We start from the raw sequence: 25,134 nt of genomic DNA, 5'->3' as shown, positions 1-25,134 counted from the left end.
AATTTTTACTTTTCCATTAACACATTTACTACTGCAAAACCCCATAATCAAGGCTTTTCACGCACTACACACTATTGATGTACTTTTTATGTAGTTCAATAAAATTTAACTGCTCCTTGTTTTGATAACTTGCTATCAAAATTAACAACTTGATAATTTTACAACTCAATTTTTAAACAATTATGAAAATAGGAATCAAATTTTTAACATTCTGCATTTTAATGACCCACTTGGCGGTTTTTGCGCAAAATGGAATTTCGGTTTCGGGAACTGTTATTGACGAAGGTGGTCAACCATTACCTGGTGCAAGTATTATAATTAAAGGTACTACTACAGGAACCCAAACTGATTTTGACGGTCTATATGTTTTAAACGATGTACCTAGTGATGGTACTCTTGTCATCAGTTACATTGGCTACTCTTCCCAAGAAATTTTGGTGAACGGTCAATCAACTATTGACATAAGCTTATCTGAAGATTCTCAAACTTTAGATGAAGTGGTTGTCGTGGGTTACGGTACTCAGAAAAAGGCAGATCTTACTGGATCTATTACGACCATTAAAACAGAAGATATCACTAGAACGCCAACGAGTGCGGCCATGCAATCCTTACAGGGTAAAGTAGCAGGTCTTCAGGTAGTAAGTAGCGGAGCTCCCGGTACAGGACCAACAATTAGGGTTCGTGGTATTGGATCATACGTAGGTGGCGCATCTGACCCACTATATGTAGTTGATGGTACCTTTTTCGATGACATCGATTTTCTTAACACAGAGGATATTGAAACTATCTCTGTTCTTAAGGATGCCTCTGCCTCCGCAATATACGGGGTACGTGCCGCTAATGGTGTAGTATTGATCGAAACCAAATCGGGTAAAATCAACCAAAAACCAGAAATTACATATAATGGTTACCAAGGGGTACAAATAGCACAAAATGTGGTTACACTTTCAAACAGTGAACAGTTCGCCACCTTGGCAAGAGAATCTGGTTCTGCTGCCGAGGCACAGTCTATTGAAAATGCCATACAACGATATGGAAGAAGTAGAATCAACCCTAATGTACCAGATGTCAACACAGATTGGTACGATTTAATTTTACGTCATGCCCTACAACAGAACCATAGTATTGGTGTTGCCGGTGGTACGGAAGCCGTAACATATTCATTAGGCTTAAACTACTTTGAACAAGAAGGTATTTTGAACATGAAGAATGAATACCAAAGGTTCAATATTAGGTCTAAGGTAAATGTGGATATTACCGATCGCTTAGATATTGGTATCTCTACCCTTTTTAGCAATGCTACAAGTTATAGACCGGAAAACACGGCTTTTGCTTTGGCATATTATGCAACGCCTACAATGCCTGTATTAGATACTTCTAAAACAGATGCATACCCTAAACCTTATGCGAATGCACAAGATTTAGGATACAGAGGTACGCAGAATCCTTTTCCTATAATGGAAAATACCGAGAACCGAGACAAGATCAGAAATACCTTGACTACGGTGGACTTGAACTATCAATTAGTACAAGATAAATTAACACTAAAAACTGCTTTTTACCACAACTTTGAGACTACAGAAACTAGAGAAGTACGCTTACCTTACTTTTTTGGAAATGGTAACGCATTTAGGGAAAATGCTGAATTGGTGAAAAGAAATGCCACTTTCTCCGAGCAAACTTGGGACAACACGTTAACCTATGACGATAGCTATGGTAAACATAACCTAACGGCATTGGTAGGTACTTCTTACAGAGACCGTTCTTATGAACAATTAGAGGCTAAGGGACTTAACTTTCCCAACGGACCCGGTATTGGCGATGAATCTTATTTCTTGGATTTAGCAAAAACTATTGACGTAGATGGCGTAGGTGATGACGGTCTTAGACAATATTTTTTCTCATACTTTGGGCGAATTGCTTATAACTTTGATAGCAAATACTTGCTCTATGGTACGTTTAGAGCTGACGGAACAAGCAAATATCAAGAGAAATGGGGCTATTTCCCAACCGTTGGTGTGGGCTGGGTGGTTTCCGAAGAATCTTTCTTGGAGAACAGTAATGTTATTGATTTTTTAAAATTGAGAGCTAGTTGGGGTGAGTTAGGTAATGCAAACGTTGCAGCCAGTACCGGTGGTATTACTTCAACAGAGGTAGATGCCGCTTTTGGTGATGTTCGTTATCCAGGCTTAGTAACCAGCAGTGATTTTGAAGCCCTAAAGTGGGAGGTTACTGCAGAAACCAACGTAGGTTTAACCACCAGATTATTCGATAATAAATTAACCATAGATTCTGATTACTACGTAAGGGAAACTCGTGATGCGGTTATACCTGTATCTAGATTGTTAGTACCAGGTGAAACCAGACAGAACGTGGGCGTCATTAGAAACTCCGGTTTTGAAATAGTAGCCAATTGGAATCAGAAAGTATCGGACAACTTTAGCTTTAGTGTTGGGGGTAATTTCTCAACTCTTGATAATGAGGTATTAGACTTAGCGGGACAAGAAAATTTAACTTCTGGTGGCGACACCGCCCAACGTACCGTTGTTGGCGGCACCATTAATCCGTTCTTCGGATTAAAAGTAGACGGTGTTTACCAGACCGATGAAGAAATTTTATCGGATCCTGCGGCACAAGCTGCAATTGCCAATGGTTTAACCGTAGCGCCAGGAGATTTAAAATTCGTTGATCAAAACGGAGATATGGTAATTGATGCCCAAGATAGAGTTGATCTTGGCTCATATCTTCCAACATATTCTTTTGGGTTCAATTTTGGAATGAATTATAAAGCGTGGGATTTTAATTTAAATGTAATTGGTCAAGGCGGTAATGTCATTGCCAACCAAAAACGTTTTGCCATTCGCCAGACACCAGATGCCAATATAGATAGAGATTTCGCCGTAAATAGATGGAACGGTGCCGGTAGTACCAATAGCTATCCATCGGCAAGAGGTATTAGAAACCCTTGGAGCAACCAGTTCTTAAGCAGTTTTTTTGTTGAAAAGGGAGATTTTGTGAGACTACAGAACGTAACATTAGGGTATACGCTACCAAAACTTAATAGCAAATTCAATCCTGATATAAGATTCTATATCACCGCAGAGCGTCCATTGACATTCTTCAACTATAACGGATTTACCCCTGAAGTTTCTGATGGTAGGGATACACAGACCTATCCTATACCTGGTGTATACACCTTTGGCGTAAATATTAAAATTTAAACATACAGCTATGAAATATATAAAAGTTAACAAACTAACAGTGCTTTTAGCCTTTCTAGGTACTGTACTAATAGGTTGTTCAGATGATCTGGATCAACCGGAACTGAATAATAATTTTGCGGGAGGAACCGATTTCTCCCAAACCGATGATATGATTTTTTCATTGATCGGAGTTTACCAATCTGTTGCAGATAGAGGTTGGGAACAGCCACTAGTGGTAGCCACTAGAGGTGATGATGTCAACGCAGCGGGTGACCAACAAGGTCTAAAAAATCAAGACCGTTACGTGTACGACAACTCCTTTTTTGGATCAAGAACCTTATGGGAAACGTATTATGGCGATATCATAGGTGCACATACCGGTATGGAGCAGATAGAGAGGTATATGGAGTTTGCAGATGATGAGGGCATCGCTTTAGGCAATCAATATATCGCCGAGGCAAAAGTTTTACGTGCCGTGCTGCTTTTTCAACTATCACAAGTGTATGGTTCGGTATTCATTCCTACCTCATCAAACTTAAATGATTTTGCAGACGTAACATCCGTACCTAGTAAAGATGAAGTTATGCAACACATTTCGGATCAAATGGACGAAGCAATTCCGTTCTTGCTTGACCTAAGGCCAAATGAAAGAACTGACCTACCTGGCGGCGTTACCAAGTACACCGCTTTAATGATTAAGGCAGAGGCAAATCAAGAACTAAAAAACTACCAAGCCGTAGCAGATGCAACTGGTGAAATTATTGCTTCTGGCAAGTTCAGTTTGTTCCCAGATTATTATGAACTGTTTAAAACTCCCGGTAAACTAAGCGACGAAAACTTATTTGAATTTCAATACTCGGATTTCGGCAATGGTGAGGGTGATAGGGTAAGCCACTTGTACGCTCCATATGGTCCAAACTCATGGAATCCGGAGGTTGATGGCTCTAGTAATGGCTGGGGATTCTTTGAACCTAGTTTAAAGTTTATAGAATTTATGTTGGACAGGGGCGAGACCGATCGTCTGGAAACTTCTGTTTTCTTTAGTCAAAAGGGTATAGACAGTTTGATCGCTACTACGCCTTATACTGCGGAAACCCTACCTTCATTTGTATCTCCCATTACCAGGGATGGTGATGAAAATACTTCAACGGTTCGTTCCATATTTTCAAGTGGAAAACACTATTTACCTACCAATCAATTAATACCTGGCCGTACGGCTTATGGCAGTAACAAGAACAACATTGTTTTTCGTTACTCAGAAACATTGCTAATGTATGCCGAAGCTCTAGTTCAAGGTGCCAATAATTCTGTAATGACTGCAGATGAGGCGGTAAACCAAGTAAGGGCAAGAGCAAATATGGCTCCATTAAGTGGTGTTACCCTTGATCAGATCGTGGATGAAAAATATGCAGAACTTTCAATGGAATGGGGAAAGCGTTTTTTCGATATGGTACGCTTGGGCAGGTATGATGAACTAAGTTTTGATGGCAGAACATTTACGGAAGACAAGGCTTTTGTAACCTATCATCAAGATCAGATAGACGAGTTTCCAATATTAGGTGAAATAGCAAACTAAAAATCAACTACAATGAAATATTTAAAACACATTATTACCTTTTGGTTGGCTGCCTTTGTTTTGGTTGCCTGCGAAGATGGTATAGATTCACTTACCGAAGTTGACCCAGGGGCAGATGAAACGGCTCCTAGTATTACCATTACTTCTCCAACAGAAGGTTTGGCAGTAAAAGTTAATGAAGAATTAGCAACTATTACCATAAAATTTGAAGCTCAAGATGATATAGAATTGGCTTCTGTCAACGTTGCTTTAGATGGAACAACTATTAAAAGCTATGCTGATTTTCTGGATTACAGAAGATTGGTAGTTGATGATTTGGTTTATGATCAATTAGCGGATGGTGATCACGTTCTTACCGTAACGGCAACAGACCTAGATGGTAAAACTACTAACGGCACGGTCAATTTTACGAAAGAGCCAGCCTATGTTATTAAATATCCTGGTGAAATTTTATATATGCCTTTTGATGGCGCGTATGTTGATCTGATCAGTTTTGAAGAAGCCGAAGAATTTGGCACCCCTTCTATTAGCGAAGATAACATTGCAGGAGACGGCGCTTACCAAGGTGCAACCGATACGTATTTGACCTTAGACCCTGATCGATTCAAGAATGCAGAATTCAGTGCTATCTTTTGGATGAAAATCAACAGTTCTCCCGATCGTGCAGGTGTATTGACTATGAGTGCGCCTTTAGTGAATGGCGCAGACAATGACCTTTCTAAAGGATTTAGATTTTTCCGCGAAAATGCTAATGGCAATCAACGCTTTAAATTAAATGTAGGTTCTGGTGATGCAGGTACTTGGTTTGATGGCGGCGAGGCTGCAGACGTAGATCCTTCTTCAGGAGAATGGGTAAACTTCGCATTTACCATTTCCGGTGCTGAAGCCGTAGTATATATTGACGGTCAAATTGCCAGTGAAGGTGCTTTTAGCGGAATTGATTGGACAGATGTTAACGTGCTTTCTATCATGTCTGGTGCCCCTAACTTTACAGCCTGGGGTCACTTGTCAGATGAAAGCTTAATGGATGAACTTCGTATTTTCAACAGAGCAATTTCTCAAGATGAAGTTCAACAAATAATGGCAGATGACTCTGGTGAATTCGTTTCTTCCTACCCTCCTACTTTTGACGGTGAAATGTTCTATATGCCTTTTGATGGCACTTATAATGAACGTTTTAGAGACATTGACGCTACCGTTGTAGGTACACCTGGTTATGCAGGTGAAAGCGTAGAAGGTGATAATGCTTATGCCGGTGCAGCAGATTCTTATTTAACGTTTCCAACGAATGAATCCGGAGCACTTACTACAGAAGAATTCAGTGCCACGTTATGGTATAAATTGAATGCAGACCCAACAAGAGGTTCCATCCTAGTTATGGGTCCGGAAGATGTGGATAACGCAGGTTACCCAGATGTACAGAACAAACGCACAAACGGATTCCGATTCTTTAGGGAAGGTGATGCAACAAGACAAGTATTTAAGTTGAATGTGGGTAATGGTGACGGTGAATCTTGGTTTGATGGTGGCGATGCGGCTGCACTGGATCCTACTACTACAGACTGGGTGCACTTGGCTTTTACCATCTCCGGTACTGAATGTGTGGTTTACTTTGATGGAGAAGTTGTTGCTCAAGGTGACTTTACAGGCGTAGATTGGACAGGTTGTGATCTATTATCCATAGGTTCAGGCGCTCCAAGGTTTACAGAATGGGGACATGGTTTTGACCTTAGTTTTATTGATGAGCTAAGATTATACAACAAAGCACTGACCCAACAAGAAATTCAAGATATAAGACAAGCAGGTCTTTAAGCACGATAATAGTTTAGTTTAAATTAGTTAATGTAGTAGATTTTATGAGGTTATTTTTAATTTCAATGACCATTGCAACTTTGTTAGTGGGTTGCAATGGTCAATCCTCTAAGTCCAAACTTAGAGATCAAGACAAGCAAAAAGAAGATATCAAATTAACGGATGAACAATTATTGGATTCCGTACAAAAACAGACATTCAATTATTTTTGGGAAGGTGCAGAACCTACATCAGGGCTGGCAAGAGAAAGAATTCACTTAGATGATATTTATCCTACCCATCATAAGGATATTATTACCATAGGTGGTTCAGGTTTTGGTGTAATGGCAATTTTAGTTGGTATTGAAAGAGAATTCATTACACGCGAAATGGGTCTTGAAAGATTGGAAAAAGCTGTAGATTTTCTTGACAATGCCGATCGTTTTCATGGCGCATGGCCACACTGGCTTACTCCAGATGGTAAAATGACTCCGTTCAGCAAAAAAGATAATGGAGGAGACCTGGTAGAAACCGCATTTCTTATTGAAGGCTTATTGACCGTTAAAGAATATTTTAAAGACGGTAATGAACGTGAACAAGCACTTGCCCAACACATACAACAACTATGGGAAGAGGTGGAATGGGATTGGTATACCAAAGGTGAAAATGTACTGTACTGGCACTGGTCCCCGGAGTATGAATGGGATATGAACTTCCCAGTAGGTGGTTATAACGAAGCTTTGATCATGTACATTTTGGCAGCGGCATCTCCTACCCATCCTATCAAAAAAGAAGTTTATGACAAAGGCTGGGCTAGAAATGGCGCTATAACAAAAGATACCACTTTTTACGGTCTACCCACCGTTTTAGATCATTATGAAAGTGATGCATCTCCCGTAGGCCCTATGTTCTGGGCTCACTATTCTTTTACCGGTTTAAACCCAAAAGGTTTAAAAGACCAATATGCAGATTACTGGGAATTGAACCATAATCATACCATGATACAGTACAAATATGCCGTTGACAACCCTAAGAATTTCAAAGGGTACGGAGAAGACCTTTGGGGGCTTACGTCTAGCTATTCTATTAAAGGATATGACGGACATAGACCAGATAGGGATATCAGCGTTATTTCCCCAACTGCGGCACTGTCTTCCATGCCATATGCCCCTAAGGAAAGTATGGCATTTTTAAGAAACCTATACACCAACCATGATACGCTTGTGGGTAAATACGGTCCATATGATGCCTTTAGTTTGGAAAAAAACTGGGTTTTGCCTAGATATTTAGCTATTGACCAAGGTCCTATTCCGGTGATGATAGAAAATCATAGAAGCGGATTATTCTGGATGCTTTTTATGACCAACAAAGATGTAATTAACGGGTTGGATAAATTAGGATTTTCAGTAGCATCTACAAAATGAAGGGCAAAAACCGACATAGGTACCAAAAGAAAGCACTCCAAAAGGCGTTCGCTATATTCTTGGGAATCTTAACGATGACGGTAATGGCGTGTTCCTCATCGGAACCCGATGCCCCAACTGGGCAATCTGAGCTACCGGAAATACCAACAGAGCCAGAACCAGACCCTGAAGTACCCGAAATTACGGATGAGGAACTTTTAGACCTTACCCAACGTGAAACTTTCAAATACTTTTGGAATTATGCCGAGGCAAACTCTGGTGCGGCGCGTGAACGTTTTCACCCCAATGAACCATCTAACGACCCAAATACGGTTAGTATTGGTGGTACAGGTTTTGGTTTAATGGCATTGATCATCGGAGCAGAAAGAGGTTTTATTAGCAGAAACGAATCTGTACAACGTATTGATCAAATCTTAAGTTTCCTGGAAACTGCTGATCGTTTTCACGGTGCGTGGCCACACTGGCTAGATGGTACCAATGGTACCGTTAGACCTTTTAGCGAAATGGATAATGGTGGCGACCTTGTAGAAACCGCATTTTTGGCGCAAGGCTTGATCTGCATTAAAGAATATTTTAAAGATGGTGACGATACCGAAAAGTCTTTAGCGGATAAAGCTGACACCCTTTGGAAAGGGGTTGAGTGGAACTGGTATACGCAAGATAAAAATAGCCTTTACTGGCACTGGAGTCCCAATTTTGGTTTTGATATCAACTTAGAACTTAAAGGGTATAATGAAGTAATGATTGCTTATATAATGGCTGCCGCTTCACCGGAATATTCCATTGAAAAAGATGTGTATACCAACGGTTGGGCATCTAACGGAGCTATTAATGATGCTACCAGTGCATATAATATTCCATTAGTGGTGGATCACGCAGGAAATTCTCCTAACGGCGGACCATTATTTTTTTCGCATTATTCTTATTTAGGGCTGCGACCACAAAACTTGAACGACGAATTTGTTGATTATGGTGCTGCGGCCATCAACCATGCTAAAATCAATTATCTGTACTGCGTAGAAAATCCTAAAAATTTCATCGATTATGGCGAAAATTGCTGGGGATTAACGGCTAGCTACTCCAGAAACACAGATGGCACTTTAGGGTATAACGCACATAGCCCAAGTAATGACACAGGCATAATATCTCCAACAGCGGCTATAAGCTCCATTCCTTACACTCCGGAAGAATCCCTAAAAGCGTTACGCTATTTTTATCAGCATAAAGATAAATTATTGGGACCTGCAGGATTTTATGATGCTTTTAGTCCGCAAAACAATTTTTGGGTTGCGGAAGCCTATTTGGCAATTGACCAAGGACCTGAAATCATAATGATAGAAAACTACAGAACGGGCTTACTTTGGAATCTTTTTATGCAGAATGAAGACATTCAAAACGGTCTTAACAAACTAGGTTTTACGTATGAAAAATAAACACTTGTTTCTTCTCGCCATAATTCTTGTGTGCAGCTATACAGCTTTTGCACAAGATACCAGCTTATTTGAAAAGAAAGAATTGATCGTAAAAGGTGATACGTTGCCATATAGAATGCTATACCCAGAAAATTTTGATAAGGAAAAAACTTATCCGTTGATCTTATTTTTACATGGTGCAGGTGAAAGAGGCAATGACAACCAAAAACAATTAACACATGGTAGTGCTTTATTTCTTGATCAAAACAATAGAACCAAATTTCCCGCAATTGTTATTATGCCACAATGCCCTAAAGATGATTATTGGGCTCAGGTAAACGTAGATCGTAGCAACTACCCTGTTCAATTGGACTTTCAATTTAAAAAAGGACCAACCAAGGCAATGGACCTTGTGCTGCAATTATTGGAAAATTATGAAAAAGAAGATTTTGTAGATAAAAACAAAACTTATGTCATGGGGCTTTCCATGGGCGGTATGGGCACCTATGAACTTTTAGCAAGACAACCAGACCGTTTTGCTGCCGCAATTGCAATATGTGGAGCGGGCGACCCAGCTTACGCAACAAATTACGCGAAGAAAATTCCTGTATGGGCATTTCATGGTGCTCATGATTACGTTGTTTCCCCTTTACAAACAATGGAAATGGTTAGTGCTTTACTACATGAGGGAGCTTTCCCCCGGCTTACCTTATATGATTTTGCCAACCATAATAGTTGGGATCCTGCTTTTACAGAACCAGATTTATTACCATGGCTTTTCTCTAACTCCTTGAACAAAGAATAAAAGGTCATTAAAACCGATATTTATGTCTCATACCTTTAAATTACTACCATTACTCCTATTGTCTTTTGCCATTTCTAAAATGTCTGCGCAAGAAACCATACCTGAAGTTGAAGCCTTATTGAGCAAAATGACTTTAGATGAAAAGATAGGACAGCTAAATCTATTGACACCTGGTGGCGGTATTGCTACAGGGTCTGTTGTAAGTGAAAATGTTGAAGCAAAAATAAAAGCTGGTCAAGTAGGTGGTTTATTTGGTGTATCAGGACCAGAGAAAGTTAGGCAAGCACAAGAAATAGCGATAAAAAATTCTAGATTAAAAATTCCTTTATTAATAGGTTCCGATATTATTCACGGTTACAAGACCACCTACCCTATTCCATTGGGTGTGGCTTCTAGTTGGAATATGGAACTAATTGAAAGTGCCGCAAAAATGGCTGCAAAAGAAGCTACCGCAGATGGTATTAACTGGAATTTTTCACCAATGGTAGATATATCCCGTGATGCCAGATGGGGAAGAATTTCTGAAGGTTCTGGCGAAGACCCATACTTAGGATCGGCTATTGCAAAGGCAATGGTGAAAGGTTACCAAGGTAAAGATTTAAAAAATGCGTATACCATGATGGCCACGGTTAAGCATTTGGCATTGTACGGTGCCGTTGAAGCTGGGCGTGATTATAATTCGGTTGATATGAGTAAGGTGAAAATGTACAACCAATATCTACCACCGTACCAAGCAGCTGTAGATGCCGGCGTAGGTAGCGCCATGACATCTTTTAATGATATTGACGGTATACCTGCTACTGGGAATAAATGGTTGATAACGGACTTATTAAGAAAGCAGTGGGGCTTTAAAGGTTTTGTTGTTTCTGATTATACTTCTGTAAATGAAATGACCGCGCATGGATTGGGAGATCTGCAAGCTGTTTCCGCCCAAGCAATTAATGCGGGACTTGACATGGATATGGTGGGCGAAGGTTTTTTGACCACACTTAAGAAATCTGTACAAGAAGGCAAGGTAACCGAAGAAGCCATTACCATTGCCTGTAGAAGGATTTTAACCGCAAAGCATCAATTGGGACTGTTTGATGATCCATATAAATACTCGGACACTTCAAGACCTAAAAAAGATATCCTGACCGCAGAAAACAGAGCAGCTGCCAGAAAAATTGCCACACAATCCTTTGTACTTCTAAAAAACGAGAACAACGTACTTCCTTTACAAAAAGATGCTAAAATCGCATTGGTTGGTCCTTTAGCAAATGATAAAAACAATATGCTGGGTACATGGGCACCTACAGGTGACCCTCAGCTATCCATTCCGGTTTTAGAAGGTTTAAAAAATGTAGCTCCAAAAGCTAAAATAACGTACGCCAAAGGAGCAAATATCACCAATGACCCTGAGCTGGCTTCACGTGCCAATGTTTTTGGGCTGCGCGTAGATATTGATAAACGATCGCCAGATGCCATGATCGAAGAAGCTTTGCAAAACAGTAAAAATGCAGATGTCATCATTGCAGTGGTCGGGGAAGCTTCAGAGTTTGCAGGGGAAGCAGCTAGTAGAACCGAAATATCAATACCTCAGAGTCAAAAAAAATTAATCAATGCCTTGGCAGAGACTGGTAAACCTGTGGTATTGGTACTCTTTAGTGGAAGACCACTGACCATCGCAGAAGAATTTAACCTACCGGTAAGTATTCTGCAAGTTTGGAACCCTGGTGTTGAAGCCGGTAACGCTATTGCAGATGTACTGTTCGGTGATTATAACCCGTCAGGTAAATTAACGGCAAGTTGGCCTAGAAACGTGGGGCAAATCCCCATATACCACAGTATGAAAAATACAGGTAGACCTGCACCTACCCATACATTTGAAAAGTTCAAATCCAATTACCTAGATAGTGAACTATCTCCCCTTTTTCCTTTTGGTTATGGGCTGAGTTATACCACATTTGAATATAGTGCAATAGCTGTTGACAAGAAAAAAATAGCACAAGATGAAGCTGTAAATATCTCGTTTACCGTAAAAAACACTGGTAATTATGATGGTGAAGAAGTAGTTCAACTCTACTTAAAAGATAAGGTCCGTAGTATAACACCTCCAAAAAGACAGCTTAAGGCTTTTAAAAAAATATTCCTGAAAAAAGGGGAAAGCCAAAGAGTAACTATCTCCCTTTCTGCAAATGATTTAAAATTCTATAACAGTGAATTAAAATTTGTAGCTGAACCAGGGAAGTTTATTGTTTTCGTAGGTGGAAATTCCAATGCTGAAATGTCTACTGAATTTGAACTGGAATAAATCTTTGATCCAATATTTAGAATAAAATTGAATTCGACTATGCGACTAGGCATCCTAACGCTTATAGGCTTATTGACCATTGCTTGTAACACCAAAATAAATACGAGTAAAAAAACCGTTGAAAAACCAAATATCGTATTTATAATGGCAGATGATCACGCCATTCAAGCAATAAGTGCTTATGGCCACCCCATCAGCAAATTGGCAAATACTCCTAATATTGATAGGATTGCCGAGAATGGAGCCATATTCCAAAACAGTTTTGTTACCAACTCCATTTGTGGTCCTAGTAGAGCAGTTATCCTCACCGGAAAACATAGCCATATAAACGGGTTTAGACAAAACGGAGATCACTTTAATGGTAGTCAGCCTACATTACCTAAAATGCTACAGCATTCTGGTTATAACACCGCAGTATTCGGTAAGTGGCATTTACATGGTTATCCAGAAGGATTTGATGATTGGAAAATTATTGTAGACCAAGGAAACTATTATAATCCTGATTTTATTGAACATGGCGATACAACCCGTATAGAAGGCTATGCCACCGATATTATTACCAATGATGCCTTACAATGGCTACAACAGGACCGAACAGATTCTATTCCATTTTTTTTAATGGTACAGCATAAGGCACCGCATAGAAATTGGATGCCCGCACTGCGACATGTAAACCTTTACGATTCTATACAATTTCCATTACCCGATAGTTATTTTCCTGATTTTAATAAACAATGGGCTTCCAAAGAGCAACTACAGACCATATATAATGACATGTACGAAGGCCATGATTTAAAAATGACCAAATCTTTTGGGAGCACACAACTCCTGAACAATCCATGGACCACGGACTTTGATAGAATGACCCCAAAACAACGTGATGCTTGGGATGCCGCTTACTTAGATAAAAACAACGACTTTCATAAAGCTCACTTAACCGGTAAAGATTTGGCCATTTGGAAAGGTCAACGTTACCTTCAAGATTATATGGCAACTATTGCCGCAGTAGATGAGGGTGTCGGCAAAATACTTGATTACTTGGAAGAAAGCGGTCTTGACAAAAACACGCTAGTGGTCTACACTTCCGATCAAGGATTTTGGATGGGTGAAAATGGTTGGTTCGATAAGCGTTTTATGTATGAAGAATCTTTTAAAACGCCACTACTAATGCAGCTACCTGGGACCATAAGACCAGGAACCAAAATCAATGCCATGGTGCAAAATCTAGATTTCGCCCCTACTTTTTTAGAACTTACCGGGTTTTCCAATTTAAGTAAAGACATGCAAGGAGAATCTTTTTTCGGATTATTGAACGGGACACTTAACGAAGACGATTACAGAGATGTGGTTTACTATCATTATTACGATTACCCTGCATTTCACATGGTGAAGAAGCATTACGGTATACGAACAAAACGTTATAAACTAATACATTTTTATGATGATATAGATACTTGGGAGTTATACGACCTTGAAAAAGACCCAAATGAAAAAATAAATTTGATCATGAATACCGATTATGACCAAGTCTTACATAGAATGCGCGTAAAACTGGATAGTGTACAAACACATTACAAGGTTACCGAAACTGAATTTAAAAAAGCTCCTAAAGACAATGTGGACAAAGCCTACGAGCAATTTAAAAGACTTAGGGGCACACCAGCTACATTTAACTAGGCTCGCTGCTCTAGGCTGTTATGTAAGTTCTTTGCCGCCAACCAAAATTTCTTGGTAGTGGGGTTTGGTATCACGTGCATTTCTTCATCGTCATCACTAGAACCCACCATAAGCTTTATATATTCAAATGCCTCATTAGGTATTTCATCCGATAGAAATGCCATACTCCAAGTATCAAACTCCCTAGAATAGATATTTCCCTCAGAGAGCAACTTTACCTCATGATGTCGTTTATCAACCTTTATCCTTTCGAACAATGTCAATACAACTTCTGCTTCCCCTTCCAAATATTGTATAAACATTTCATCATGATATATTAAACAACCCGTAATATCATGTTTAAAATTAAAATCTCTTGAGGTATTTAATATTTCATTTATTTGGGTTGCATTCAGTGTTTTGGCAATAGATCTATAAACCAAATTATACATAAAAACCGGTGTCTAATTATTAAATTCTACAACAATATCTTTAACATAGCGAGGGAACAAAAAGACATCTTTTTCTTACAATTATATTAAAAATAAATATCTTAACACTATTTAGCACCTAATCTTCTAAATTAAATCTGTAGGGTCAATTTTATTTTTTATAGCGACTATAGTATTTACATATATACCATAATTTTCGGTAACACTCTTAAAACATGAAGATTATGAAAAATACAATAGTTATAACTGCAGCATTGACCTTGATATTAGCATCATGCTCAAGCACAAAACAGACGACAACAAATCAAACAGAAACCGTTACCGAGCAGGTAAATACTGAACAAAACGTAACAACTGAGAATACAAATTCAGAAGCCTCGAACACATCGGTTATTGATCAGCAAAACATGGCCGCACAAGCTAATGGCTCAACAGGTGCCATGAACAACGTTATGGCAAAAGGTAGCACAACTACCATTAGAGATGAATATGCTGATATGTTCACAAAATTGGAAATGAGCAACGAACAAATAAGTACGTTTACCGCTGCCATGAACAGATTTAAAACTAAACAGGCCAACACACCAAGTGGCGAAATGTTAGGAAGTATGGAAAGTGAACGTACCCGACAATTAGAAGAAATTCTTTCTAGTGGCCAATATTCAAAGTATGAAGAATGGTTAGCTAATAATCAGTAAGTAGCTACGGCTTTCATTCATGTATTGCATCAATTCTATAAGCTATTCAACAAACTTTTGAGCAAAGCCCCTTGTACCTTTATACAATACTAATTATAAAATAATATTACAATGATAAAACCTACGCAAGAAGTACCTGAGTTAAAATTGCCGTTGATCAATGATACAAAATGGAGTTTGTATGATCAAGATAGTAAAGCATTTACAATGCTTGTTTTCTATAGAGGTCTACATTGCCCCGTTTGTAAAAATTACCTTGAAGCTCTAACAAAAAAATTAAAGGATTTTAGTGATAGAGGTGTTCATTTAATCGCCATAAGTAGCGATAGTGAAGAAAGAGCAAAAAAGGCTGGTAAGGAATGGAATATTCCTGAGCTACCCGTTGGTTATAATTTACCCATTGAAACCGCAAGGGAATGGGGGCTATATGTTTCTAAAAAAACATCTGACAAAGAGCCAGATGAATTTTCAGAACCAGGATTGTTTTTAATTCGACCAGATAATACTTTATATGCAAGTGCCATACAGACCATGCCATTTGCAAGACCTAATTGGGACGATATTTTAAACGCAATTGACTACGTTACCAAAAATGATTATCCTGCCAGAGGTGGAGAGTAAAAATTTGTGCTTTTTTATAGCACGCAACAAAAAAAGTGATTTGAATTCTTAAGAATCAAATCACTTTTTTCTGTTTTCAATCTATGTTAATTTCGTTTATTCTTTCTTCTCTTTCCACTTTTCAAACTTGGCTTTTGCTTCATCGCTCACCATAGGATAAAGCCCGATAATAGGCGTACCTGCTTGTACACTTTCCATTACGAACTCTTCATACATGGTCATTTCTAAACATTCATTGGCTACTTCATCTGCAAGATGCGCCGGAATAACCATTACACCATCATCATCACCCAATATAATATCTCCAGGAAATACCGCAACGTCACCACAACCGATCGGATCATTTATAGCAATTGCCTGGTGCAGGGTAAGATTTGTAGGTGCCGATGGTCTATTATGGAATGATGAAAAATCCAGATCCGCAATTTCCGCAGAATCCCTAAAACCGCCGTCGGTAACAATTCCAGATACCCCACGAACCATTAACCTTGTTACCAATATTGACCCTGCCGATGCCGCCCTTGCATTCTGGCGGCTATCTATAACCAAAACAGCACCTTCTGGACACTGCTCTACTGCTACCCTTTGCAAATGCTTTGGGTCTCTAAATACTGAAATTGGGTTAAGATCTTCCCTTGCCGGTATATAACGCAGGGTATACGCTTCGCCGACCATCGTAGGCCTTCCTAATTTCAACGGTTTAACATGCTGTATAAATTGATTTTTCAATCCTTTTTTAAAAAGACATGTTGCTACAGTAGCGGTACTTACTTTTTTTAATTTGTTTTTTGTAGATGTTGATACTTTGGTCATAATTGCTTCTTCAATAATTTTAATATTCCGCCTTTTTCCATGCTTCTTTGATAAAGGTTAAATCCTTTTCCATTTTAGCGAATACTTCTTTTTTATCCATTGTTATGGTTGTTGCACCATGTTCCGCACCACCAAGATCATATTCTAAATGCAATGACATAGGCACCTTAATTTTATACTTTTTTAGTATAGAGAAATAATGTACAAAATCTACCATTCCCTCTCCTAAAGGGGTATTGATCGGCTGCCATACACCATCTTTTAGACCCCACTTAAAATCTTTGATGACCAAAGATTTTATAAATGGCCGAATACGCCTTAAATCTAACTCCCAACTTTTACCTCCTTCTACTATGGCATGCCTAATATCATACTGACAACCGAGAAAATTAGTATCTGACTTGGCAAAAATAGGTGGCAGATCCCAAATTGGGGCACCTACATGATTGCCCGCATGGTTTTGATAACAACCAACCAAACGTAATTGTTTATTTACTTCTGCCAACTTCTTCGCTTGATCAGCAAACTCCTCCATACTTTCATCTATGGTTTTTTCCTCAGGATAAGATAACCAACCGGTACGATAATGTGTAAAACCTAATTGAGTTGCGGTCTGTAATACATTCAACTCATTTGGTTGCAAAATATCCCAAACGTTAGTGGTCATCATTTGAGGTTTTAACCCGTACTTCTTCATTGCTTCTACTACGCGAGGCAAATCGTTTGTAACATTATCTGGCAATACATGACCTTTTGGACGTACGGTTACATCCAATCCATTAAATCCTATTTCTGCCGCTTGTGCAGACATTTCATTGTAATCCAAAAATTGTAAATGTTTGGAGAACAGATTGATTTCCAATTCGTCTTCACTCGTAGCTATTGATGGAAAAAAAGAATTATTTATATGTAGTAACGGTATGCCTGCCAAGGCACTAGCAGATTTTTTCGCGAATTCTCTTCTTGATATCGATTTATTATCATTTCTCATTTTCACCTACTTAAAATTGTTTTACTGCCAGTTTTAATGTTAAAAATTTGGAGGTCTTACAAATATATGTATTTTTGGTCAACCAAACTGGTTAACCAGTTTTGATAAATTGACCTATTTTTTGACGATTAAATCTAATGTCAAATCACAACTAATAACATACACCTGTCACATAACATTTATAGAACAAGATTAACCCCGTTATAATGAAAAAGTATTTTACACTATTAGCTGCCGTCTTACTCCTAATTTCTTGCGGTAAAAAGACCAACGTAAATAATATTACCGTAAAGGATATCAGTGAGCTAAATACGGCATTAGCAAATGCAAAACCTGGTGATGAAATTGTTATGACCAATGGTGATTGGAAAAATGTAAACATTAAGTTTGTAGCCTACGGCAACGAACATAACCCTATCACCTTAAAAGCCGAAACCCCCGGAGAGGTTAAAATCACAGGAACATCTGACCTTAAAATTGGTGGTGAATATCTTATTGTAGATGGTTTACATTTTGTTAATGGAGCTTCTCCAACAGATGCCGTTATAGATTTTGGTATTAATCAGGATACAGTAGCCAATCACTGCAAAGTAATCAATAGCGCCATAACCGATTTTAATAAGGCGCAAAGGAACATGACCGATTTATGGGTTCGTTTTAGAGGAAGACATAATGAGCTTGACCATTGCTATATTGCAGGAAAATCAAATAGAGGACCAACAGTTAGAATAGATTTAGCAGGAAACAACAGTATCAAAAATTACCATAAGATTACCAACAATTATTTTGGACCCAGACCTCCAAAAGGTGGTCCCAGTGCAGAGACCATTCAACTAGGCAATAGTTTTACATCTATGGCTCCTAGCCATACCTTGGTAGCCAACAACTTTTTTGATCATTGTAATGGCGAGGTAGAGGTTATCTCTAGCAAAACAAATTTCAATGAATTTAGAAACAATGTATTTTATAAAAGTGAAGGATCATTGGTTACCAGACATGGTAACTACTGTATTGTAGATGGTAATATTTTTATTGGTGATGAAAAATCTGACCAAATTGGTGGCGTAAGGTTAATAGGTACGGGTCATTGGGTGACCAATAACTACTTTTATAACTTGAACGGACAAACGTTTAGAAGCCCATTGGCTGTTATGAACGGAATTCCTAAATCTCCATTAAATAGATATTTACAGGTTACAGATGTCGTTGTCGCTAATAATTCTTGGGTAAACTGTGTGTCTCCTTGGCAATTTGGCGTAGGATCCAATGTTGACCAAAAAGACATACTACCTAAATCAGAGATAAGATCGGCAACCCCTATACGTACCATAGTAGCCAATAACCTAATCTATAACGAAACACCGGACAAACAACCTATAGTCACCCATGATTCCATAGATGGTATTTTGTTCAAGAGCAATATGATCAACAACCAAGGCGGCATTTTCAAAACGGTAGACGGACTCATACAAGAAGATATTGCTATGACCGTTGCCAAAGGAGATATATTAATGCCCGAAAAAACAATGCCCGATTTTAAGCTGTACCACGGCTTTGAATTTGACCAGATCAAAACAGATCTTTTTGGTAGTCCCAGAGCTGATCACAACATGGTAGGCGCAGTTGTAGAAAAGCCATCTGACAAAAGTGATATGATGAATATTTCATTATATGGACCAGATTGGTACAACAAAGACACCGCTAAAAACTCCTTGACCAAAACACATACCGCTGCTAACACAACAGCACTTATAAGCGCTTTGTCTTCTGCAAATAATGGGGATACCATTGTACTATCTGCCGATCGTTATGAGATAAATTCCCCCTTGAAAATCAATAAAAAAATAGTTATTTCCGGTCCTTCAAACAACTCAAAGACCACCATACAATATAGTGGAGCATCTAAATCTCCTGCTTTTGAAATGCACCCAAAAGGCGAACTTATGCTTAGAAATGTTCATTTAAATGGTCAAAAAGAACAATACGCTTTTGCTAGTTTAAAAGAAAGCATGTCCAGCTTATACAATCTTACTGTTGAAAACTGTATTATTTCTGACTTTGATTACGTTCTAAAAGCCTATAAATACTCCTTCTCAGAACATATCACTTTTGAATCTACATCGGTATTAAACTGTGCGAACGGACTTGAACTATCTGAAGAAACTGAAGACAAAGGAGAATACAATGCAGAAAACATAACCATTAACAACAGCACATTTGATGGTGTAACCAGCAATGTGATCGACTATTATAGAGGTGGATATGATGAATCTACCGTTGGCGGTAATCTAATCATTACCAATAGCACTTTTACGCATTGTGGCTCAAAAGCTGAAGAAGGATTACTACTGAATACCTACGGAATTATCAATGTACACCTTAAAAACAATGAGTTTATAGATAATCCTGTAAAACTTGTTGCACGTCTTTGGGGAGCCAAAAACAATAATGCTTCTGGTAATGAAATTAAAAATTCTGGGGAATTGGTAGTACAAGAGAATTTGCCATTAAAACTAATGTATTAACATATTAAAATATGAAAAATACGGCAGCCCTTTTCCTTATAGGATTTTCAACAATGCTATGTGCTCAACATATTTCCTCAGATAGCGTTTTAGGTGTAAATGAACTTGCCACTGTTCTTAAACCCGAGACAAAAGCTGAGTTTTCTGAAGAAAACAACATTACGGAAAAACAATTGGCAGCCTATTTTAGAAGAAAGTTTACAGAACGTTTTTTCTATGATTACCGCACTGTTGATAATAGACTAGCCCTTTACAATGAAAAGTATCATAATTTTGAAGATCATAAGAGCAGAGCACAAGACCATATCTCAAAATACGCTGATTCTACCCAATGGGTTTTGCCTTTTAATTATTTAAACGGAGATAAAGTAAATGCTTACGCGCTACGCCATTTAGCCAGACAGCACAAAATGGCAGATATTATTCTCACCTATTTTAATGAGGATAGAGACCCAAAACACATTCAATATTTTGAAACTCAAATGCGCTCCTTAAATACCGCACTTGAAAGTGGAGCTTATGAAAAAATTAAAGATGGTAACGGAGTTTATGAGGTATTTAGATCCGGATATAGAATACTGAATTGGTTGTGGATCCATAATTTAATCTTGAACGAAGCCGAATATTCAGATAGGGACCAATTAACCACAATAGCTACCCTTCTGCAACACGGGCAACACCTTTACGAAAGAAACCAAGAGTTTCAACCAGGTAACCATCAAACAAGAGGTATGTCGGCTTTGGCAATGTTGTCTATTTTATTGAGGGATTTTGAAGGTACAGAGTTGTGGTACAACACAGCAATGCAGCGCCTTAGTGAGCATTTGGATAAGGAAATCAATGATGATGGGTTTCAATTTGAACGTTCTGTTCATTACCATATGAGCGACATCAATAACTATTATTACGTATACCAATTAGCTAAGATCAACAACATAACTATTGATACATCTTGGAAGAACAAGCTTGAGGGCTTATTCTCTACATTGGCAAAAATAGCTTACCCAGATAAAAGCGCACCTGTATTACAAGATGATACTGAAATTCCTTGGGCAGAAACCAATGATATATCAAAGGTTATGACCCTTGGATATTTATTATTTGAAAATCCTGAGTTTGGGTATTTTGCCTCGGATAATGTAGATGATAGAATGTATTGGTTCTTAAATCAAAATCAGCTGCATTTATTGCAAAATATTGAACGTAAGAAACCTACTTATGGATCTCTTGCACTAACGGACACTCACTATTACGTTATGCGTGAAGGATGGAATGCAAATGATAAAATGATGATGATTAGTGCCGGATTAGACGAGGACAAACCAGACCACCAACATGGAGATATGCTAGGCATACAAGCCATGGCAAACGGTCATGCCATTCTACCAAATTATCAGGTTAGATATTCGCTGAAAGATTTTGAATTATTCAAGAACTCCATGGTCAAGAATGTGGCTTTAGTAGATAACGAGCTACAGGGAAAACAATGGACTTCTAACAAAGGGGGCAGTGGCTTTGGCAAATTTGGTAATTTGCCAAAACCAACCGTTATTAATTGGACCACGCACAAAGATTATGACCTGTTCATTGGAAAGCATGATGGTTTTGACAACGTAGGTGTTAGTTACTCAAGACAGGTCATCTCTGTAAAAAATGATTTTTGGATCGTGAAAGACAACTTTTCCTCTGATCAAGAACATGAGTACAAACAAGTTTGGCAAGGGCATTACACAAATGAAAATGGATCCAATCTTTTACGGGCTACCGCACCTGACGCCAGCGGACATGACATCTTACAATTATATGCCACAGATACCGTAATCACTTCTGGCAGCAGAGGAAAAAATTGGTCTCAAGTTTCTAAATTGAATGAGAAGAATTTTAGCTTTTTAACCCTTATATATCCTTACAAAGGCTATGACAACAGAATTGATGAGACTAGTGAAACGTTAAATTTGAACGAATGGAACATAAACGCATCTCTTTCCAAAATTCAAAATGCAGGCTATACCAGCATCAGCAAAGAAAACACGGCTTATTTCTTTAATGCAAATAATATCTTGTTCCAAGAACTGAGCGTGAGAACTTCCAAAAATGCGGATTTTATCATTCAAAAAGTTGGAAATATATATCGACTCACTTCTACTAGTGCGGATGAAAATTCTTTTACGGTTTCAAAATTAAAATCTCCTGAAGAAACCAAAACCCTACTACCAGGGGAAACTTGGGAATTATAGTAACATCACCCCTCTATAACAACCCTATTCAACCAATTTACAATAAGGCATTTAGTGAACAAATTTTATTGGAGAAATCACAAAAATCAGCGACCGAATTTCAAAATTTAAATATTACGAAATTGGTAATTGTCCAAGGCATAAATTATCAAAACATAATTAAAAACACCTATAATATGTTAAATATTTGCCAGTCTTACAAATATCCTTATTTTTGGTAAACCAATTTGGTTAACCAGTTTTGCTTTATGAAACCTCATCATCTATTATTTTCAGTTTTATGTCTTTGTTTGGTATTCTCCTTTACGCCAAGCCCATCCTCTAACCTGGTGCATACCGTAGAAGAGTTTGAAGCTAAACTAAAACAAGTACAACCTGGAGATAGTATTGTACTCGCTAATGGTGTATGGACAGATGCTGAATTACTTTTTGAAGCCAACGGTACGGCAGAAAACCCCATAACACTTACTGTTGAAGAAATGGGCAAAGTCATTTTATCAGGTGAATCTAACCTAAGAATAGCCGGAAATCATTTAATTGTAAAGGGCTTGGTTTTTAAAAATGGCCACACCCCTACCAATGCTGTAATTTCATTTAGAAAGAGTAGGGAAAAAATGGCAAATAATTGCCGATTAACCGAATGTGTAATCGATAACTACAACAACCCAGAACGTCAAGTACAGGACTATTGGATCACCATTTTCGGAAAAAACAATAGAATTGACCACAATCACATTGCTGGAAAAAAGAACTTAGGCGTTACCATGATCGTTGGTTTAGATACTGAAGATAGTAGAGCCAATAACCACCAAATTGACCATAACTATTTTGGACCACGCCCTACGTACGGCAATAACGGAGGCGAGACTTTAAGAATTGGAACCAGCCACCATGCATTGGAAAAATCCAACACATTGGTTGAATCCAATTATTTTGACAGAACTAATGGGGAGCATGAAATTATATCCAACAAGTCTTGTAATAACACGTTCAAGTATAATACTTTCTTTGAATGTACCGGCACATTGACTATGCGCCATGGTAATGAAACCTTAGTGGATGGCAATGTGTTCATAGGCAACAACAAACCTAGCACTGGCGGTATTCGTGTAATCAATGAAAGCCAAACTGTAATAAACAACTACCATATTGGCTTAACCGGCTATCGTTTTAGAGGTGCTTTTGTTATGATGAACGGTGTACCAAACTCACCTCCTAATAGATATGTACCTGTTATAGATTCTAAAGTAAACAACAACACATTTATAAATTGTGATAACATTCTTTTTGGTGCAGGCAGCGACGAAGAAAGAAGTCAGGCTCCAAGGACATCAGAGTTTTCAGAGAACATCATTTATAATGAAAGCAAAAAAGATATTTTCACCATAGATGATGATATTAGCGGCATTACTTTTAAAAATAATATTCTTGGTGAACATTCTGAAACCACTATAGAAGAAGGGTTTAAAAATGCCAAAATTAAACTGGTAAAAGACGATAATGGATTATTGATTCCTACTTCTAATAAAATCAAATCGAAAGTATCTATCAGTCCTAAAATTGCAACTAAAGAAAATACAGGTACAACCTGGTATTCTAAAACTGATAATTACGTGACCTTAAACTCTGGCAACGTGATCAATGTTGAAGCTGGCATTAACACGCTGTACGAGGTGGTAAAAACATCAAAACCTGGTGATATTATTGTATTGGAAGATGGTGGTACTTATTTACTGACCAAAGCGGTTAACATTAACCATCCACTTACTTTTAAAACACTAGGTAATGAAAAAGCAACTATTCTCTTTGAAAGAATGATGGCTTTTGAAATACAGAACGGTGGTAGTCTATCATTGGAGAACATCACTTTTGACGGCACAAAATCTCCGGATTACGCAGGTAACGCTGTAATAAGTACCAGCAAAACCAGTATGATAGATAATTACAAACTGTTTATAGAAAAGTGTGAATTCAAAGATATGGTTGTCAACCACTCGTTTGATGTACTACGTGTTTCTAAAGGAACTTTTGCCGATACCATTAGCATAAAGAACTCTAGCTTTAAGAATATTTCTGGCAGTATTGCCGCATTGGACAAAGAAACAGATGACATTGGCGCATATAATGTAGAGTATTTTATAATGAAAAATAACGCTATAAATGATTTACAGGGCGCTGCATTACGATTATACAGAGGCGGTAAAGATGAAAGTACTTTTGGTCCGTTCTTAGAAGTTGAACACAACGTTTTTGACCATGTAGGTTATGGCAAAAAGAACAAATATGACGCTACCCTTTCATTATACGGCGTGCAGGAAATTGATATCAAGAACAATATTTTCAAGGACAGTAAAGCTATAAACATGCATTTGGTAGTTGGTGAACCTATTGTAAAAGTTCTCAACAACGCTTTAAGCAATTCAGAAAAATTGATCGTTACCGGAGACCAAAAATATCATGTAGAAAATCAGTGGCAACTTACCCCTGATTTTAAAGAAAGTAGCAATTATTCATTAAGTACAGACTCCCCTTTAAAAGGTAAAGGTACCGATGGCAAAGACTTAGGTCTTATTAAAAATCAACAACAAGAATGACCAAAAACATAACAACAATACAAGTAATTATTTGCTGCATTTT

General features: G+C 38.1%; 16 protein-coding genes. 13 read left to right on the top strand and 3 right to left on the bottom strand.

Translation table 11 applies throughout. The annotated features are described in order from the left end of the window. The first annotated feature begins 182 nt into the window (after positions 1-182). The 8 genes from CSC80_RS09570 to CSC80_RS09535 are packed head-to-tail and all read left to right on the top strand — an operon-like array spanning position 183 to position 14,181. Entirely contained in the window at positions 183-3,221 is a 3,039-nt protein-coding gene (locus tag CSC80_RS09570; protein ID WP_099191277.1) for a TonB-dependent receptor, read from the top strand. Positions 3,222-3,231: 10 nt separating this feature from the next. Continuing rightward, positions 3,232-4,779, top strand: a complete 1,548-nt coding sequence (locus tag CSC80_RS09565; RefSeq protein ID WP_099191275.1) for a RagB/SusD family nutrient uptake outer membrane protein — start codon at positions 3,232-3,234, stop codon at positions 4,777-4,779. 12 nt (positions 4,780-4,791) lie between these two features. After that, complete coding sequence (locus CSC80_RS09560) at positions 4,792-6,591, top strand: LamG-like jellyroll fold domain-containing protein (RefSeq protein ID WP_099191273.1); 1,800 nt, start codon at positions 4,792-4,794, stop codon at positions 6,589-6,591. A gap of 44 nt (positions 6,592-6,635) precedes the next feature. Continuing rightward, positions 6,636-7,994 carry a glucoamylase family protein gene (locus CSC80_RS09555; protein ID WP_099191271.1) on the top strand — a complete coding sequence of 453 codons (1,359 nt, stop codon included), beginning with the start codon at positions 6,636-6,638 and terminating at the stop codon, positions 7,992-7,994. After that, complete coding sequence (locus CSC80_RS09550) at positions 7,991-9,427, top strand: glucoamylase family protein (RefSeq protein ID WP_236973354.1); 1,437 nt, start codon at positions 7,991-7,993, stop codon at positions 9,425-9,427. The genes CSC80_RS09555 and CSC80_RS09550 overlap by 4 nt, the downstream gene beginning before the upstream one ends. Further along, complete coding sequence (locus CSC80_RS09545; RefSeq protein ID WP_099191269.1) at positions 9,417-10,211, top strand: prolyl oligopeptidase family serine peptidase; 795 nt, start codon at positions 9,417-9,419, stop codon at positions 10,209-10,211. Before CSC80_RS09550 ends, CSC80_RS09545 begins: the two co-directional genes overlap by 11 nt. A 22-nt stretch (positions 10,212-10,233) precedes the next feature. Next, positions 10,234-12,504 (top strand): beta-glucosidase BglX, encoded by a 2,271-nt coding sequence (bglX, locus tag CSC80_RS09540; protein ID WP_099191267.1) that lies wholly within the window; start codon positions 10,234-10,236, stop codon positions 12,502-12,504. Between the two features lie 39 nt (positions 12,505-12,543). Beyond that, positions 12,544-14,181, top strand: a complete 1,638-nt coding sequence (locus tag CSC80_RS09535; protein ID WP_099191265.1) for a sulfatase — start codon at positions 12,544-12,546, stop codon at positions 14,179-14,181. Here CSC80_RS09535 and CSC80_RS09530 read toward each other — a convergent pair. After that, positions 14,178-14,612 (bottom strand): BLUF domain-containing protein, encoded by a 435-nt coding sequence (locus CSC80_RS09530; RefSeq protein WP_099191263.1) that lies wholly within the window; start codon positions 14,610-14,612, stop codon positions 14,178-14,180. The genes CSC80_RS09535 and CSC80_RS09530 overlap by 4 nt on opposite strands. A gap of 224 nt (positions 14,613-14,836) precedes the next feature. On the opposite strand from CSC80_RS09530, the gene CSC80_RS09525 reads away from it, so the two are divergent. Next, complete coding sequence (locus CSC80_RS09525; RefSeq protein WP_143751734.1) at positions 14,837-15,310, top strand: hypothetical protein; 474 nt, start codon at positions 14,837-14,839, stop codon at positions 15,308-15,310. Positions 15,311-15,421: 111 nt separating this feature from the next. Beyond that, positions 15,422-15,931, top strand: a complete 510-nt coding sequence (locus CSC80_RS09520; protein ID WP_071340316.1) for a peroxiredoxin-like family protein — start codon at positions 15,422-15,424, stop codon at positions 15,929-15,931. A 96-nt stretch (positions 15,932-16,027) separates the two neighbouring features. On the opposite strand, the gene CSC80_RS09515 is transcribed toward CSC80_RS09520, so the two are convergent. Together CSC80_RS09515 and CSC80_RS09510 are read right to left on the bottom strand one after the other, a co-directional pair. Beyond that, a complete protein-coding gene (locus CSC80_RS09515) occupies positions 16,028-16,744 on the bottom strand; it encodes a ribonuclease activity regulator RraA (RefSeq protein WP_058105203.1) in 717 nt (238 codons plus the stop codon). A 19-nt stretch (positions 16,745-16,763) separates the two neighbouring features. Next, positions 16,764-17,735, bottom strand: a complete 972-nt coding sequence (locus tag CSC80_RS09510; RefSeq protein ID WP_099191259.1) for a TIM barrel protein — start codon at positions 17,733-17,735, stop codon at positions 16,764-16,766. Positions 17,736-17,941: 206 nt separating this feature from the next. Between CSC80_RS09510 and CSC80_RS09505 the strand changes: the two genes are divergently transcribed. The 3 genes from CSC80_RS09505 (at position 17,942) to CSC80_RS09495 (ending at position 25,091) form a co-directional block, all read left to right on the top strand. Next, on the top strand, positions 17,942-20,260 hold the full coding sequence (locus CSC80_RS09505) for a chondroitinase-B domain-containing protein (RefSeq protein WP_099191257.1): 2,319 nt from the start codon (positions 17,942-17,944) through the stop codon (positions 20,258-20,260). An 11-nt stretch (positions 20,261-20,271) separates the two neighbouring features. After that, a complete protein-coding gene (locus tag CSC80_RS09500; RefSeq protein WP_099191255.1) occupies positions 20,272-22,497 on the top strand; it encodes a heparinase II/III family protein in 2,226 nt (741 codons plus the stop codon). Between the two features lie 248 nt (positions 22,498-22,745). After that, complete coding sequence (locus CSC80_RS09495; protein WP_099191253.1) at positions 22,746-25,091, top strand: chondroitinase-B domain-containing protein; 2,346 nt, start codon at positions 22,746-22,748, stop codon at positions 25,089-25,091. Positions 25,092-25,134 lie beyond the last annotated feature (43 nt).

Source organism: Maribacter sp. 6B07, assembly GCF_002700155.1.
GTDB classification, from domain to species: Bacteria; Bacteroidota; Bacteroidia; order Flavobacteriales; family Flavobacteriaceae; genus Maribacter; species Maribacter dokdonensis.
This window is presented reverse-complemented; position numbering and strand designations above follow the sequence as displayed.